Genomic DNA, 16,688 nt, shown 5'->3' with positions numbered 1-16,688 from the left:
GCAAATACAGGCAGAACGTTAAAACCAGGAGCAGCAGCAGAATGCTCTGTAGCTTCTGCCAGTCACGCACTGGAGCGTTCACGCATCGCCATCCGGCGACGCCGCAATGGTCCTGAAGAAAACGGTTTCCAGCGAAACCTTTGGATGCACGTCCTGCACCGTTCCGCCACTCGCTTGCACGCTGGCGATGACTGCCGCCAGATCGGCCGCACCGGCTTCGAGCACATAGACGCCGGAACGCAGTTCTTCGCTGGCCACGACCGGCGCGCTGGCGCGATAGCGAACGACGTAGCGATCCGCCTGGTCGGCAACAATCTCCTGCGGCGAACGGATGGTCAGCAGTTTGCCGCGATGAATCAGGCCGAAGCGGTCGGCAATCGCCTCGACATCGTGCAGCACGTGCGAGGAAAAGAACAGCGTGCCGCCACCACGCCGGAACTCGTCGAGAATATCGACGACATCCTTGCGCCCGACCGGATCGAGACCCGACAACGGCTCATCGAGAATCAGCAGGCGCGGCTTGATGGCCAGTGCATGCGCCAGCGCCACGCGCTGCGTCATTCCCTTGGAGAAGGAGCGCACCGTCTTGTTGGCCACATGCGCCAGGCCAAAGCGATCGAGCCAGCCCAGGCAATGACGCGTTTCGTCATCGACTCGCGTCCGGTGCAGGTGCATTCCCATCCTGAGGATTTCCAGCGGCGTCAGGAAATCATAGACACTCGGATTTTCGGGAACATAGCCGAGGCCGGTGCGCGCAGCGGGCAGCGCGACATCGCGGCCGAACAGCTCGGCGCGACCGCTGCTGGCGCGCAGGACGCCGGTCAGTATCTTGATCGTCGTACTTTTCCCCGCGCCATTCGGGCCGATGAAGCCGAAGGTCTCGCCCTCGCTGATGGAGAGCGAAACGTCACTAACGGCCGGCGTCGGCGCACTTCCCCAAGAGCGGGGATAGGTTTTGCACAGGTTTTCAATTTGGATCGCAGGATTCATCGCTTTTTCGCGCTGCTAAAAATGGGAACCCCCCCGGCATCGAGAGCATAGCCGATCCCGAAGGGGTCGACCGGAATTTTGGTCATCAGTCCGGCGCTGACGAGCTGTTCGAGTGTCTGCGCCGGCTGCCCGGTTTGTTGCCGGAAGGCTTCGGCCGCCTGCCGTAGCGCCAGTAAATCGCGCAGACGCTGCGCGCGTTGCAACAGGTAATTGCGGAAATCCTTACGTTTCGCCTGTTTGGCCATCGACTCGACCACGGTAATCGCCAGACCAAGATCATCGGCCTTGTCGAGCCAGCGTGCCGCTAAGTTTTCCATGGTCAGACGTTCGTCATCGTCCGGCAACTTGGCCGCCGCAGAGCGCAACCATTCGGCGGCACCCGTTACATCGCCCTTGAAATGCACGAGATTGAAGGCGTAGTAGAACGCCGGCTGATAGTCAAACGGTCGCGCCAGACTGGCTCGACGCAGCACGGTCTGCGCCGAATCGAGCTGTCCGCTCCAGGGCAGGATGGCCGAAGCGATGTAGTAGTTGTCTTCATGTGCCGGATTGAGCCACGATGCGTCGACTTGGACCTTGCCGAGGATTTTGTACTCATCGGGATGCATTTTCACGGTTTCGGTAATCAACGCCCGGATCGCCCCCAGATTGGCCGCCAGAAAACGATCGCCGCCGGCCATGAAGACCTGCACGAAGAGAGGCAGCGCCACCTGGATTTCCGGAGAAGCATTGATGCGCTTTTGCTGGCGCAACGAAACGCTGGCGCCGACAAAGATCAGCGCGCCAAGCAGGAGCAGGAGCCACCGAACAAGGCCAGAACGACGCATCATCCGGGCAGATTTAATCGGTCACACCGGCAAAAGCTGGTGTCCAGTACCTTGAGTTTTCTGGCTCTGCATTCCCTGCGGTCAGATTCCGACTTTCGGCGGAATGACGATTCTTCATTTAGTCGGCGCCTCCCTATGAAAACTCGCGACGCGAAAAGGTCATTACCGCCAGGGCCAGCATTACTAAAGCGTAGCCAGCAGCCATCAGCAGGCCCAGAACGATCGTTGGAAAACCGGGGAAAAGCTCGTACATCGGCCACACCCGCCAGTCCAGCCGCGACAGATCGGGCAACACCCACTGCACGGTTTCGATCAGCGGATTATAGCGTGCGACAAACTCGGGATCACCGTCAGCACCACTACCGAGATACTGGATGACCGCTCCGAGGCTTTTCCCGGCTACGGCAAAGGCGACACCCACCGCCACCGGCAGCATCGGCACAGTCGACAACGAAGCGATCCACAGCGCGAAAGCCGCCACCAACGCAGCATCGACCCAGACTCCAAAAACCGTTATCCAGAAGGGCCAGCCAAGCCCGAGGCTGAAGCCTTGCTCGTAGGGGCCGCCAACAGATAACGTAGTCAGCCAGACCAGCAGGCCGAGCAGTAGCGCGGCCAGCGCGAGCAGCCCGAGAATGCCAAGATAGCGACCGAGAATGTACGCCGCACGCGAGACCGGGTAGCTCAGCGCGTACATGACGGTGCGCCGCTCGACCTCGCGGCCGACCAGTTCCTGTACCCAGAACAGGGCAAACAGGACGAGGCTGAAACGCATTCCCGACAGGCCGACGTCGAGCGCGACGGTTCTAGGTTGACGCGGTGAGAACGACGCCGAGAGAAAGGCAACGCCAACCAGCAACACACCAAGAACCAAAATGGCGAGCACGCTACGGCTTCTGAAGCCCGAACGCCACGCCGAAAGAGAGAATTGCCACATAAAAAAGAAGCGCGCCGAAGCGCGCTTGTGCCTGTTAAAAAAGGAGGTTACGTTGCTGCTGCCAATGCAGTAGCCAACGGAGTAGCAAGCTGTGCTGCATCGCACTGGGATGCAGCACAGACACCACCATTGGGTCCAACAGCGCCACCGCCAGTGTTACCAGTAAAGATATACTTACCTTTTCTTGAATTTGCGGCAACTGCGAAACCATTGTCGGTCTGGCTGTAATTCATGAAAACATTCGCCGAACACTTGGGCAGAATGTCGGTTCTTACGAAGGAAGTACCTCCAGGAACCAAGTTTCCATTTCCTGCACTAGCCGGACCAGCACAGACTACTGCATTCGTTACGGCCTGAGCAAAAACCTGGCCAGCGGCAGCCAGACCAATCAACAATACAAAAATCTTTTTCATGAGAATCTCCTTGATCAGACTGAAAATTAAGGCGTTGAATTAGCAACAGCGGCGGTCAACAAGTTCTTGGCATCGGACTGCGCTGCCTTGTCTTCACCCTTCTTGGTGTACTCGGTGAACTGCGGAATGGCGATGGCGGCCAGGATGCCGATGATCGCTACGACGATCATCAGTTCGATCAGGGTGAACCCCTTTTGTAGCTTTTTCATGGTTTTGAACTCCTTCCAGTGTGTTTGCAACGGATGACCCGTTGGGACAACTACAATCAATTTCCGTGCCAGGTGTAAAACCCCGAAATTATGGGCTTAAAGTGCCCACAAGATGTCAAAAGACTAACCATCGGCGGCACCCCCTGACGCAAATTGTCACATTGCGCGACAATCGGTGGCTTGGCGTGTTGCCTGAATGGCCGAAGACGCCTTCGATTTCCGAACGACGTTTTCTGAGGAAGCCATCGGAAGGCCTGCTGTCCAGAAACGATTGCTGAACCCAGGCTTACCGTTGCTTGATAAAGCTTGACTTAGCTCATATACCAGGATAAATTATGCAGAATTCTGCATTACTATAAGGAGTTTGCCATGAGAACAACACTGGATATCGATGATTCTTTGCTGATGCAGGCCAAGTCGTTTGCGGCCAACGAACACACCAGCCTGACCCGCTTGATCGAGGAAAGCCTTTCCTTGCGTCTGCATGCCGGACAAACGGCCACCACCAGTGAGATGCGTCGGACTTTACCCATCTATGCCGGTCGTGGCGGACTGCAGGCGACAATACACAACACATTGAGCCAGCGCGCCTTGCTCGACGCAGCAGATGAAATGGACGGCCGCCGGTGACTCCCGATGTAAATGTTCTGGTGGCCGCTTCCCGGCAAGATCACCCACACCATGAACCGGCAATGGCCTGGCTGGATGAGGCTCTTGCCCTTTGCGCCAAGGGACGATCATTGGTCATACTGCCCATGGTCGCCTCGGGACTTTTACGCCTGGTGACGCATCCGAAAGTGTTCATCGAACCCACGCCGATCGATGCCGCCCTGGCCTATTTGCGCGCCATACTCGATTCTCCAGGCGTCTCCCTTCTTTCCCTGGGCAAGGAGTGGGCAGCTTTTGAGCTGTTATGCGCCCACCACAGGCTGACCGGGAATGCGATACCGGATGCCTGGATTGCTGCCGCCGCGCAAAGTTACCACCTGCACCTGGTAACCTTTGACAAGGGCTTTCGCAAGTTGCTGAAACCGAGCAGGGTGACCGTACTAAAGGCCTGACGGGCAGGCCAGCCGATTTCATTATTCGAGGTGGCGCTCAATCCATACCCGTTAGGTTCGCTCAGCTTGAAAAATGTGCTACGGCTTCTTGGCCAGAGCCACAGTAACAAAGAGGCTGGCCGGATTAACGCTCAAGGTTTGCGATGCAGGATGCACTACCAGGTCCATCATCTCCATCGGAACAGCACCAATCAAAGGCTCATCGCCCTGCACCAGCCTTGTTCCGACCAATTACTGTCGAAAACTTACACTGAGCATTGATGGGGCATTCCGACTTGAGGATTTCGGACTTGCGATTACCAGAGTCGAAAACTCAAAGACTCAAATGAACTCCACAACGAATTTTCAACCAAAAATAGTCGAAAACTCATTACTGCGTCCTTGTCAAACCTGATAGTGCAAATTTTTTCCTGTAATCGTGTGCAGACAGATTCAATGGGGATGTGGGATCAGAGTTTCATAGTGAGGAAACCCATCATTCCATCGGACGCTGCGGGATGAAGCCACGCAGCGCCGGTTGCTTCTACGTTGGGCGCCTCAAATCGGGGACTGCGCAGTCATACAACAAGCGCTCCAGCGGTTGTGTCATGCTATCAACTTTACAAACATAGGATGCTCACATGTCAACCCATATTTATGACCTAGAAGTTGAAGTCTTGAGTTTAGGTCCCGCTGAGCGCGCCCATCTTCTTGAGCGGTTGATTGAAAGCTTTGAACCCAGTTCAAAGATTCAAGATGCTTGGGTGTCAGAAGCACTTAGGCGAGAAGCTGAAGTCCACGCAGGAAAAGTTGTCCTTGTGCCTGGACAAGAAGCCGTTGCCCGCGTCCGTGCGCGCCTTGCATGAGCTACTTGCTGCATCCTGAGGCGGAGATCGAGTTCACCGAAGCGGCGCTGTACTACGCGGAGCACGCGAGCAATATCATTGCAAGTGCGTTTGTGACCGAGTTCGAGCGAGTCGTCGCTTTGCTGGAACTAAATCAGAAGCTTGGCACCCCGGCACTTGAGGGCTTGCGCGTTTATCCGTTTCACCGATTCCCCTACTCATTGGTGTACCGAGAAAACGATTTTGGGCCACGGGTATATGCTGTTTCGCATCAAAGTCGCGAGCCACGCTATTGGCAGGGTCGTCTCTAGCAACGAAGCCTTTCTGAAGCAACTTGCGTGACGACGCCCAACCCTACGGTCGAGGAGATGCTGCGCGATAAAGCCGCGCACCGCGCCTCACCTCCACGATTGGAAAGCATCGGATCCGCCCTATGAATCTTGGCTACCGCTTTTTCGTTGTGAGTAACGACAACTCGATCATTCAGATCTCGCAGCGATCATTTAACGACTTCTATCAGAAACACAAACCCTCGTTGAATCGGTTTTCTGGATGCACAATCAACGTCGCGACCGTCATCTACACTTTAGAAAACAGAAAACCTAAGCAGATCGTTCGAATCGATAATATGCGCATAAAAGTTGATATCGAAGGCGCACTTGATCAAGAGCAAATCAACGATAGTTTTCGCCTTGTAGCCAATCGGGTCGAGAGGTTTCTTGGAGAGAAACCGCAAGTAAGTGATTCAGATCGGGTAGTCAACGCGATTGAGAAATTTGACGAAAGGCGTTGGACTCAACTTCATCCGCAATTACCTGGGCCTGCGCATAAGCGGATACTTGAAATTCTGTTTGGAATCAAGCATGCCCGCTAATCTGGCGCTCAACCCATCGCTCCTTTCAGCGCTGGACGCTGCGCAATAAAGCCGCGAATGGCCGGTTAGCACTCCCTACGAATGGCCGCTCTTCAAAACCCCCACTGACTGGTGTCGATAGGGTGAGTAGCGTTTTTCGGTAAGCAGTCGCCAGGACTCGTCGGCCCAGTTTTTTTGGCGGGCCAGGATAAACGACTGCAATGCGAAGTGCAGCTGACGCTCAAGGAGCCTGTCCTCAATGGCCGTTCAGGCCGAGTAGTTGACGGTGGTGGGACGTTGCCGACTGGCTGGTTACGCTGCATTCCGGACATTTAGCCCGACCCGAGAGCCTCAACCGGTTGGATTGGGTCGTGAGCCGAAATTGAACTCAACAAATTCGTCGGCCGATAGCCGCCGCTCGTGCGCCTCCTTTACATACCTATTCCGATAGCTTTATCAGGTTCAGCGATGGGGTTTGCTTGCACCTTCAGAGTTTTTGACTTTAATTGTGAGTTTTCGACTTTAATGGCGAGTTTTCGACTTTAATTGGTCGGAACACGTAAACAGTACAGTTTTTAAATTCACTCCACCGTCACTGACTTGGCCAGATTGCGCGGCTTGTCGACATCGGTACCTCGCACCAGCGCAACGTGATAGGCCAGCAACTGCAAGGGGACGACGTGCAGCAGCGCGGAAAGCTGACCGTAGTGTTCGGGCAGGAGCATGACATGCACCCCATCTGAAGCGAGCATTTCGCTGTCGGCATCGGCAAACACGTAGAGCTCGCCGCCGCGCGCACGAACCTCCTGCAGGTTGGATTTCAGCTTTTCCAGAAGTGCGTCATTCGGCGCAACGGCGATTACCGGCATGTCCTTGTCGACCAGCGCCAGTGGCCCGTGCTTCAGTTCGCCGGCCGGATAGGCCTCGGCATGGATGTAGGTAATCTCCTTGAGCTTGAGTGCGCCTTCAAGAGCGATCGGGTAGTGCCGGCCGCGCCCGAGAAACAGTGCATCCTGTTTCATCGCAAAGTGTCCGGACCATGCGCGGATCTGCGGTTCGAGCTCAAGCACCTTGGACACCGCGATCGGCAAGTGACGCAAGGCTTGCAGTTCGGCAGCTTCGACCTGCTCTGAAAGTCGCCCGCGCAATTTGGCAAAAATCAATGTCAACAGGTAGAGCGCGGCAAGCTGCGTGGTGAACGCTTTGGTCGAGGCGACACCAATCTCGGGGCCGGCACGGGTGATGAAGCGCAGCGCGTTTTCGCGTACCAGCGAGGACTCGGGTACGTTGCAGATGCACAGGGTATGCTTCATGCCCATTGACTTGGCGTGGTGCAGCGCGGCCAGTGTGTCGGCCGTTTCGCCCGACTGTGAAAGGGTGACAACCAGCGTCTGCGGATCGGGGACGGATTCGCGGTAACGGTATTCGCTGGCCACTTCAACGTTGCACGGAATCCCGGCAATTGCTTCGAGCCAGTAACGTGCAACCAGTCCGGCGTGATAACTGGTGCCGCAGGCGATGATCAACACCTGGCGGACATCATTGAGGACTTCCTCGGTGTTGGCGCCAAACAGCCCGGGTTGAATGCTGCGCGCTGCGCCGAGCATTTCGAGCGTATTGGACAGTGCGACCGGCTGCTCGAAGATTTCCTTCTGCATGTAGTGACGATACTTGCCGAGTTCGACGGCATCGGCGGAAAGATGCGACTCGGTCTCCAAACGTTCGACCGGCGTGCCATCAACCCGCGTGATGCGATAACTACCGCGCATCAATTCGGCGCAATCGCCGTTTTCCAGATAAACGATGCGCCGCGTCACCTGCAGCAGGGCGGACGCATCAGACGCTGCATAATTGCCGTCATCCGCCAGCCCCAGCAGCAATGGCGAGCCTTCACGGGCGACGATCACGCGGCTCGGGTCGGCTTCGCGCAGCACGGCAATGGCGTAGGCGCCCTGCAAGCGGGCGATCGAGGCGCGTACGGCCGCGAAGAAGTCCCCCCCTGTTTTCAGCTCACGAGCAATCAGGTGGGCAATGACTTCGGTGTCGGTGTCCGAAGTGAAGGTATACCCATCGGCCTCAAGAAGTGCGCGCAAGGCTTCGTGATTTTCGATGATACCGTTGTGCACCACGGCGAGGCCACCGGAGATATGCGGATGGGCATTGCGCTCCGAGGGCACACCGTGCGTTGCCCAGCGCGTGTGAGCAATTCCGGTATTGCCGGCAGCGCCGGTATCCTCGACTTGAGCCGTGAGTTCAGCCACCCGACCGACCGCACGCAAGCGCTGCACGCCGGACGCATTGATCAAGGCCAGGCCGGCCGAATCATAGCCTCGATATTCAAGCTTGCGCAGACCTTCAAGAAGGACGGAAACAATATTGCGGTCAGCGACCGCAGCAACAATTCCACACATGATTAAAACCTGTCAGGAGTTGGGAGTTGGGAGTTGGGAGTTGGGAACTTTGAGCTGGGAGTTGGGAGTTGGGAGAATGGCCGGGCAAGCTTTCGGTTTTTCTCCCGACTCCTCACTCTTTACTTTTCACCGCCTTCAACGGCCGCGTCCAGCCGCTAATGGAGGCTTGTTTGGCGCGCGATACGGTCAGCGAGTCAGGCGGCGCATCCCTGGTCAGCGTAGTACCCGCACCCAGCGTAGCGCCGCGGCCAACGGTGACCGGTGCCACCAACTGGGTATCCGAGCCGATGAAGGCGTCGTCCTCGATGATGGTCTGGAACTTGTTGGCCCCATCGTAGTTGCAGGTAATCGTTCCGGCGCCGACATTCACCCGGGTGCCAATGGTGGCATCGCCGATGTAGGCCAAATGATTGACCTTCGAGTGAGCTGCGATCGTGCTTTTCTTGATCTCGACGAAGTTGCCGATATGCACATCCTCCGCCAGTTCGGCGCCGGGACGCAAACGCGCAAAGGGGCCAATCCTGCCATCCGGCCCGACCACGGCTTCCTCGACATGCGTGAAAGCGGCCAGACGCGTTCCGGCCCCGATGCGGGCATTCTTCAGCACGCAGTTGGGGCCGACCTCAACCGCTTCGTCGAGTTCGACCTTGCCCTCGAAAACACAGTTGACGTCGATGAACACGTCGCGCCCGCAAAGCAGTTCACCGCGCACATCAAGGCGTGCCGGATCGGCCAGGCGCACGCCCTGCTCCATCAACTGCTCGGCGGTGCAGCGTTGCGAAATGCGCTCCAGTTCGGCAAGCTGTACCTTGCTGTTCACGCCGAGCACTTCCCACTCGTTTTTCGGGTTGGCTGTGCGGATCGGCAATCCCGCCGCAACGGCCATGCCGACGATGTCGGTCAGGTAGTACTCTTTTTGCGCATTATTGTTGGACAAACGGGCAAGCCACTCACCGAGACGGGTGCTCGGCATGGCCATGATACCGGTATTGATTTCACGAATGCGGCGCTCCTCGGGCGTCGAGTCCTTCTGCTCGACAATACGGATCACCTGACCGGCGTCGTTGCGCACGATGCGCCCGTAGCCGCCCGGATCGGACAACTCAACGGTGAGAATGGCCAGCGCATCCTGCGCGGCGTGTACCAGTCGCTCCAGTGTTTCAGCCCTGATCAGTGGTACGTCGCCGTAGAGGATCAGCGTCGTTCCATCGCCCTTCAAGTAAGGTAGCGCCTGTTGCACGGCATGCCCGGTGCCCAGTTGCGGCTCCTGCAAGGCCCAGGCCAGATCAGGCGCATCCAGTGTGGCACGGACAGCATCACCGCCGTGACCATAGACCAGACAAAGGGTTTGTGGGGACAGACGGCGCGCGCTATCGATGACGTGCGCAAGCAGCGGCTTGCCGGCCAGTGGATGCAGCACTTTGGGCAGATTGGAATGCATGCGCTTGCCCTGCCCTGCCGCGAGGATGACGATATTCATTTTATGTACCCGGTAAAACGGACTGAAAATCTAGCGATCTTCCAGTCCGGAGAGGATGTCGCCCAGAATCTGCTTGCCCCTTGTTGAAACAAACCAGTGCAGGATATTCTTTTCATTGATGCGTGTCTCGATGATGCCAAGGTTCTTGAGGACAGTCAGCCGTGCGCTGACCAGTTCACGCGCCAGACCGGTCTTGTCTGTCAGCCCGACGAGATTGCCGTAAACGTAGCTCTCCTCGGCCAGCGCACGCAGAATTTCGATGTCGTTGTAGGACAGTGATTCCTTGACGGATTCCGTTCGGGGAGCAATGACTGGCGGCGCTTCGAGCCCCGACAAGGATTCGTCGCGCGGTGCCGGGGGCGGACCCTCCTGATGCTGCTGTTTGATCTGTAGCAGTTCACGCTTCATCTGATCCATCTGATATGAAAACCTGCTGGCCACGTTCTCCAAAACGCGGCGGGAAGCCACCACATAAATCAGGCAGAAACCAGCGAAGACAAAAAAATCGACCGGACGCGTGCGCGCCGCTTCCAGCAAATTACTGGAAATCATGTTCAGAAAGAGCGGCACCGTCAGTGCGGCTATCACTCCGAGAACAATATACTTTGCCCAATCACTGCGCGTGGAATCCTTTTGTCGATCGCTCAGAAAATAGTTCGCCACGCCGCCAAGAATCCCGGCAGCGATCATGATCAGCAAAATGACAAACAAATAACTGTCGAGCATGGTCGGCAGCCAGGTCACCTGCAAGGATTTTTGCAATTCCGGATTCAACGCCCACTCCCTGATCAAAGCAGCCGCTACTATGCCATAGCCTTGCCTGAAGCTAAAGAAAACCGCATTGTCGCCGACAGGCGCCAATGCGCTTTTGGTGAAGGCTGGCGCAAGCAGCGCGGACTTCAGCCAGAGGGCAGCAATAAACGCGGCAGTTCGCTAGAGCCGATCAGGAAAACATCAAATTCTCTGGCGCACTGGCGACCTTCGCGCGAGCGGGCTCTACAACCCGCGCCCAACACTTGCCCGCAGGGCGATCCGCTGCAATTAACGCGGCAGTTCGCTAGAGCCCATCAGGAAAGCATCAACTTCTCAGGCGCACTGGCGACCTTCGCGCGAGCGGGCTCTACAGCCCGCGCCCAACACTTGCCCGCAGGGCGATCCGCTGCAATTAACGCGGCAGTTCGCTAGAGCCCATCAGGAAAGCGTCAACTTCTCTGGCGCACTGGCGACCTTCGCGGATCGCCCACACCACCAGCGACTGCCCACGACGCGTATCGCCGGCAACGAAGACCTTTTCGGAATTCGTGGCGTAACAGCCTTCGCCGTCGGTCGTCGCCTTGGCATTGCCACGCGCGTCCCTCTCGACACCAAACGCATCAAGCAGACCGCCCACCGGATTGACAAAGCCCATCGCCAGAAGAACGAGATCAGCCTGGACGGTCTTTTCGCTGCCGGCGATTTCGCTCATCCTGCCGTCCTTCCACTCGAGTTCGACGGTCTTCAGCGACTTGAGTTCACCCTGCTCGCCGACGAACTCCTTGGTCGCAATGGCAAACTTGCGCTGCGTGTCGCCTTCCAGATGCGATGACGAGGTACGCAGCTTGAGCGGCCAGTAGGGCCAGGTCAGCGCCTTGTTTTCCTGCTCGGGCGGTTGTGGCATCAATTCGAACTGGGTCACCGATGCCGCACCGTGGCGATAGCTGGTGCCGACGCAGTCGGAACCGGTATCTCCGCCGCCGATAACCACTACATGTTTGCCCCTGGCGCTGATCGGATTGGCCGGGCCGCCACTGACTTCCTTGTTTTGTGGAACAAGAAACTCGAGCGCTGCGTAAGTGCCTTTCAGATCGCGCCCCGGAATCGGCAAGTCACGCGGCACTTCCGAACCGGCAGCGAGGATCACGGCATCAAAGTCCTTCCTGATCTGTTCGGCCGCAACGAATTCGCTGGCGTCGTTGATGATGTCTGCCGGCAGTTCCATGCATCCGACCAGCACCCTGGTCCTGAAGCTGACGCCCTCGGCTTCCATCTGCTTGATGCGCCGTTCAACCAGATTCTTTTCGAGTTTGAAATCGGGAATACCGTAAGCCAGCAGTCCTCCGGGACGGTCATTCTTCTCGAAAACCGTGACTTCGTGACCGACCCGCGCCAGTTGCTGGGCGGCCGCCAGGCCGGCCGGTCCGGAACCAATGATGGCAATTTTCTTGCCTGTCTTGACTTTCGGCGGCTGCGGCACGATCCAGCCCATTTCCCAGCCTTTATCAACTATCGCGTGTTCGATCGACTTGATGCCCACCGGGTCATTGTTGATGTTGAGTGTGCACGCCGCTTCGCACGGTGCCGGGCAGATGCGCCCGGTAAAATCCGGAAAATTGTTGGTCGAATGCAGCACGGTCAAGGCCTGCTCCCAGTTGCCGCGATAGACCAGATCGTTCCAGTCTGGAATGATGTTATTAACCGGGCAGCCATTGTTGCAGAAGGGTATGCCACAATCCATGCAGCGAGCGCCCTCGACGCTCGCCTGCTGATCGCTGAGCCTTACGATAAACTCGCGGTAATGCTTCAAGCGCCGCTCGGCAGGCTCATAAGCCTCCGACAGACGCTTGTATTCCATGAAGCCGGTCGGTTTTCCCATTTAAGCTGCCTCCAGTTGCTTTTGCGCGGCGATTTCGGTGAGCGCGCGCCGATATTCATGTGGCATGACCTTGACAAAGCGGGCACGGTACGCTGCCCAGTCATCAAGGATCCTGCGTGCCTGCAGACTGCCCGTGTACCGGGCGTGCTTCTCGATCAGGCTCTTGAGCAACAGTTCATCGACCATGCCCAGGTGTCGAACATCAACCTTGCCGTGGCTTTCGAGTTCGTCGCCAGACTGGCTGCCCTTGCGTGCAGCGATTTCTTCCTCGACCGGTTCCAGGTCCACCTGCGCCATGTTGCAACGCGACGCGAAGCTACCGTCCTCATCAAGAACGTAGGCGACGCCGCCCGACATGCCGGCAGCGAAGTTGCGCCCGGTCATGCCGAGCACGACAACCGTTCCACCCGTCATGTATTCGCAACCGTGATCGCCCACGCCTTCAACAACGCTCGTGGCACCCGAGTTACGAACCGCGAAGCGTTCACCGGCCACACCGGCAAAGAAGGCTTCGCCCTCGATCGCACCATAAAGTACCGTATTGCCGATGATGATGTTGGCGGGCGTATCGCCACGAAAACCGGCATTGGGCCGAACAATGATGCGGCCGCCGGAAAGCCCCTTGCCGACGTAGTCGTTCCCTTCACCGACCAGATCAATCGTCACGCCGCGCGCCAGAAACGCACCAAAACTCTGGCCCGCCGTACCCCTGAGCGTGATGTGGATGGTGTTTTCAGGCAAACCGGCATGGCCATATTTCTCGGCAACGCGACCGGAAAGCATGGCGCCAACCGTGCGATTGGCATTGCGAATAGGCAGATCGATGCTGACCTGCTGACCTTTTTCGAGCGCCGGCCTGGCCAACTCGACGAGCTGGTTGTCGAGTGCCTTGGACAGCCCGTGATCCTGCGTCTGGCAGTGGTAAACCGGTTCGCCGGGGAGTTTCTCGGGACAATGGAAAATACTGCTGCAGTCGAGACCTTGCGCCTTCCAGTGTTCGACGCCCTTGCGCATGTCGAGCAGGTCGGCGCGCCCGATCAACTCGTCGAACTTGCGCACCCCCATCTGCGCCATCAGTTCGCGCAGCTCTTCGGCGACGAAAAAGAAATAGTTGACCACATGCTCGGGCTGGCCGGAGAACTTGCGGCGCAATGCCGGATCCTGAGTCGCCACACCTACCGGACAGGTATTGAGGTGGCACTTGCGCATCATGATGCAGCCCTCGACCACAAGCGGCGCGGTGGCAAAACCGAACTCGTCGGCGCCAAGCAAAGCGCCGATCAGTACGTCGCGGCCGGTCTTCATCTGCCCGTCGGCCTGCACGCGAACTCGACCCCGCAGACGGTTGAGAACCAGCGTCTGCTGAGTTTCGGCTAGCCCCAGTTCCCAAGGGGACCCGGCGTGCTTGATCGACGACAGGGGGCTGGCACCCGTTCCGCCGTCATGACCGGCAATCACCAAATGATCGGCCTTGGCCTTGGTCACGCCGGCAGCTACCGTGCCGACGCCAATTTCGGAAACCAGCTTGACGCTGATCGATGCCTTCGAATTGGCATTTTTCAGGTCATGGATGAGTTGCGCCAGATCTTCAATCGAATAGATGTCATGGTGCGGCGGCGGCGAAATAAGACCGACGCCCGGTACCGAGTGGCGCAGGTAACCAATGTATTCGGAAACCTTGTGCCCCGGCAACTGGCCGCCTTCCCCCGGCTTGGCGCCCTGCGCCATCTTGATCTGGAGCTGATCGGCGTTGACCAGATACTCGACGGTCACACCAAAACGACCGGAAGCCACCTGCTTGATTGCCGAACGCAGACTGTCACCTTCCTTGAGTTGCAGATCGCGTTCGATACGACCCTTGCCAATGATCTCGGACACCATCTGGCCTGCCTTGACGCGCTTGAAGCGCGCAGGATCTTCACCACCTTCGCCGGTGTTCGACTTGCCGCCAATACGGTTCATGGCAATCGCCAGCGTGCTGTGCGCCTCGGTCGAGATCGAGCCGAGCGACATGGCACCGGTCGCGAAACGCTTGACGATCTCGCTGGCTGCCTCAACTTCTTCAAGCGCGACCGCCGGACCTGCCGGCCTGATTTCAAACAACCCCCGCAGTGTCATGTGCCGCTTCGTCTGGTCGTTGATGATCGTGGCGTATTCCTTGTAGCTGTCATACTTGCCGGTGCGGGTTGAATGCTGAAGCTTGGCTATGGCATCCGGCGTCCACATATGTTCTTCGCCACGAATGCGGAAGGCGTACTCTCCACCGGCATCGAGCATGTTGGCCAGCACCGGATCATCGCTGAAGGCCTGCTTGTGCTGCCGAATGGCCTCCTCCATCACTTCGAAAACGCCGATCCCCTCAATCTGTGTCGCGGTGCCGGTAAAGTACTTGTCGACCATTTTCTTCTGCAAGCCAATGACCTCGAAGATCTGCGCGCCGGTATAGGACATATAGGTCGAGATACCCATCTTTGACATGACCTTGAGCAGCCCTTTGCCGACTCCCTTGATGAAATGCTTGACGACCTTATCACGCTCTTCCAGGTCATTCCCAGCCAGTTGCTGCAAGGTTTCGAGTACCAGGTAGGGATGCACTGCTTCGGCACCATAAGCGGCCAGGACCGCGAAGTGATGCGTCTCACGGGCGGAACCGGTTTCTACGACAAGGCCTACCCGGGTGCGCAAGCCATGGGTAACCAGATGCTGATGCACCGCCGAGGTCGCGAGCAGCGCCGGGATGGCGACGTTGATCTGGTTCAGTTTGCGGTCGGAGACGATCAGGATGTCACAGCCTCGATGGACGGCGTCTTCTGCTTCAGCGCACAACGAGGCGAGACGGGCTTCTACACCCTGCTTGCCCCAGGCCAGCGGATAACAGATATCGAGCTCGGCAGAATGGAACTTGCCATCGGTGCACAGCTCAATGTTGCGTAACCGCGCCATGTCGGCAAAGCTCAGTACCGGCTGTGTCACTTCAAGCCGGTAAGGCGGATTGATTTCGTTGATGCCAAGCAGGTTGGGCTTGGGGCCAATGAAGGACACCAGCGACATGACCAGTTGTTCGCGAATCGAGTCGATCGGCGGGTTGGTTACCTGCGCAAACAATTGACGGAAGTAGTTGAACAGCGTTTTGTTCTTGCTCGACAGCACAGCCAGCGGAGAGTCGTTACCCATCGAGCCGGTGGCTTCCTCGCCTGTTCTGGCCAGCGGTTCGAGAATGAATTTGATATCTTCCTGGCTGAAACCAAAAGCCTGCTGGCGGTCGAGCAGCGACGCCAGGCATTCCGGCGCAGCGGAATTGGCTGGCGCTTCCAGGCCATCGAGTTTGATATTGATGCGCGCTACCCAGTCCTGATAGGGCTTTTGCCGCGACAGGGTCTCCTTCAGTTCGAGGTCGTCGATGATGCGTCCCTGGTCGAGGTCGATCAGGAACATCTTGCCCGGTTGCAATCGCCATTTCTTGACGATTCTCTCGTCGGGAATCGGCAATACGCCGGATTCCGAGGACATCACGACCAGATCGTCGTCGGTCACCAGATAGCGCGCCGGGCGCAGGCCGTTGCGGTCGAGCGTTGCGCCGATCTGCCGCCCATCGGTGAACGCCACGGCCGCCGGACCGTCCCACGGCTCGATCATCGCCGCGTGGTACTTGTAGAAAGCGCTGCGCTTGGGATCCATCAGGGTGTGCGACTCCCAGGCTTCGGGAATCATCATCATCATCGCGTGCGCCAGCGAATAGCCACCCATCACCAGCAACTCGAGCGAGTTGTCGAATGCGGCCGAATCGGACTGCCCTGGATAGATCAGCGGCCAGATCTTCTCCAGATCGGCACCGAGCATCGGCGACCAGGTGCCTTTCTCGCGTGCGCGCATCCAGTTGTAGTTGCCGCGGACGGTGTTGATCTCGCCGGTGTGGGCGATGTAGCGGACCGGGTGGGCGAGGTTCCACTTCGGGAAGGTGTTGGTCGAGAAGCGCTGATGCACCAGCGACAGCGCCGACACCGCACGCGCATCGCGCAGGTCGGGGTAGTACTCGCCGACCTGGTCGGCG

General features: G+C 57.8%; 14 protein-coding genes and 1 pseudogene. 5 read left to right on the top strand and 10 right to left on the bottom strand.

The features are described 5' to 3' along the window. Positions 1 to 78 precede the first annotated feature (78 nt). The 5 genes and pseudogenes from JNM42_RS04100 to JNM42_RS04080 form a co-directional block, all read right to left on the bottom strand. Positions 79 to 990 carry an ABC transporter ATP-binding protein gene (locus tag JNM42_RS04100; protein ID WP_294266588.1) on the bottom strand — a complete coding sequence of 304 codons (912 nt, stop codon included), beginning with the start codon at positions 988 to 990 and terminating at the stop codon, positions 79 to 81. Continuing rightward, positions 987 to 1,820 (bottom strand): hypothetical protein, encoded by an 834-nt coding sequence (locus JNM42_RS04095; protein WP_294266585.1) that lies wholly within the window; start codon positions 1,818 to 1,820, stop codon positions 987 to 989. Before JNM42_RS04095 ends, JNM42_RS04100 begins: the two co-directional genes overlap by 4 nt. 130 nt (positions 1,821 to 1,950) lie before the next feature. After that, positions 1,951 to 2,754 (bottom strand): ABC transporter permease subunit, encoded by an 804-nt coding sequence (locus JNM42_RS04090; protein ID WP_366504400.1) that lies wholly within the window; start codon positions 2,752 to 2,754, stop codon positions 1,951 to 1,953. Between the two features lie 47 nt (positions 2,755 to 2,801). Further along, positions 2,802 to 3,167, bottom strand: coding sequence for a hypothetical protein (locus JNM42_RS04085; RefSeq protein ID WP_294266579.1), 366 nt, complete (start codon positions 3,165 to 3,167; stop codon positions 2,802 to 2,804). 116 nt (positions 3,168 to 3,283) lie between these two features. Further along, positions 3,284 to 3,376 (bottom strand): annotated as a pseudogene (locus JNM42_RS04080) (prepilin-type N-terminal cleavage/methylation domain-containing protein); the annotation flags it as partial. 369 nt (positions 3,377 to 3,745) lie between these two features. Here JNM42_RS04080 and JNM42_RS04075 point away from each other — a divergent pair. From JNM42_RS04075 to JNM42_RS04055, 5 genes are all read left to right on the top strand, one after another. Beyond that, positions 3,746 to 4,006, top strand: a complete 261-nt coding sequence (locus JNM42_RS04075) for a DUF6364 family protein (RefSeq protein WP_294266577.1) — start codon at positions 3,746 to 3,748, stop codon at positions 4,004 to 4,006. Further along, on the top strand, positions 4,003 to 4,437 hold the full coding sequence (locus JNM42_RS04070) for a TA system VapC family ribonuclease toxin (RefSeq protein WP_294266574.1): 435 nt from the start codon (positions 4,003 to 4,005) through the stop codon (positions 4,435 to 4,437). Before JNM42_RS04075 ends, JNM42_RS04070 begins: the two co-directional genes overlap by 4 nt. A gap of 620 nt (positions 4,438 to 5,057) precedes the next feature. Further along, a complete protein-coding gene (locus tag JNM42_RS04065) occupies positions 5,058 to 5,282 on the top strand; it encodes an addiction module protein (protein WP_294266572.1) in 225 nt (74 codons plus the stop codon). Next, positions 5,279 to 5,572 carry a type II toxin-antitoxin system RelE/ParE family toxin gene (locus JNM42_RS04060; protein ID WP_294266571.1) on the top strand — a complete coding sequence of 98 codons (294 nt, stop codon included), beginning with the start codon at positions 5,279 to 5,281 and terminating at the stop codon, positions 5,570 to 5,572. Before JNM42_RS04065 ends, JNM42_RS04060 begins: the two co-directional genes overlap by 4 nt. 122 nt (positions 5,573 to 5,694) lie before the next feature. Beyond that, positions 5,695 to 6,135 carry a hypothetical protein gene (locus tag JNM42_RS04055; protein ID WP_294266569.1) on the top strand — a complete coding sequence of 147 codons (441 nt, stop codon included), beginning with the start codon at positions 5,695 to 5,697 and terminating at the stop codon, positions 6,133 to 6,135. Positions 6,136 to 6,695: 560 nt separating this feature from the next. Here JNM42_RS04055 and glmS read toward each other — a convergent pair. From glmS to JNM42_RS04030, 5 genes are all read right to left on the bottom strand, one after another. Beyond that, positions 6,696 to 8,525, bottom strand: a complete 1,830-nt coding sequence (gene glmS / locus JNM42_RS04050) for a glutamine--fructose-6-phosphate transaminase (isomerizing) (RefSeq protein WP_294266566.1) — start codon at positions 8,523 to 8,525, stop codon at positions 6,696 to 6,698. A 112-nt stretch (positions 8,526 to 8,637) separates the two neighbouring features. Then, positions 8,638 to 10,005 carry a bifunctional UDP-N-acetylglucosamine diphosphorylase/glucosamine-1-phosphate N-acetyltransferase GlmU gene (gene glmU, locus JNM42_RS04045; protein WP_294266563.1) on the bottom strand — a complete coding sequence of 456 codons (1,368 nt, stop codon included), beginning with the start codon at positions 10,003 to 10,005 and terminating at the stop codon, positions 8,638 to 8,640. 30 nt (positions 10,006 to 10,035) lie between these two features. Next, positions 10,036 to 10,779 carry a YEATS-associated helix-containing protein gene (locus JNM42_RS04040; protein ID WP_294266560.1) on the bottom strand — a complete coding sequence of 248 codons (744 nt, stop codon included), beginning with the start codon at positions 10,777 to 10,779 and terminating at the stop codon, positions 10,036 to 10,038. A 391-nt stretch (positions 10,780 to 11,170) separates the two neighbouring features. Further along, positions 11,171 to 12,637, bottom strand: coding sequence for a glutamate synthase subunit beta (locus tag JNM42_RS04035; RefSeq protein WP_294266557.1), 1,467 nt, complete (start codon positions 12,635 to 12,637; stop codon positions 11,171 to 11,173). Further along, a partial coding sequence (locus JNM42_RS04030; protein ID WP_294266554.1) for a glutamate synthase-related protein occupies positions 12,638 to 16,688 on the bottom strand: 4,051 nt, incomplete at its 5' end.

The sequence above is a fragment of the Propionivibrio sp. genome, assembly GCF_016790145.1.
Classification (GTDB): Bacteria; Pseudomonadota; Gammaproteobacteria; order Burkholderiales; family Rhodocyclaceae; genus Propionivibrio.
This window is presented reverse-complemented; position numbering and strand designations above follow the sequence as displayed.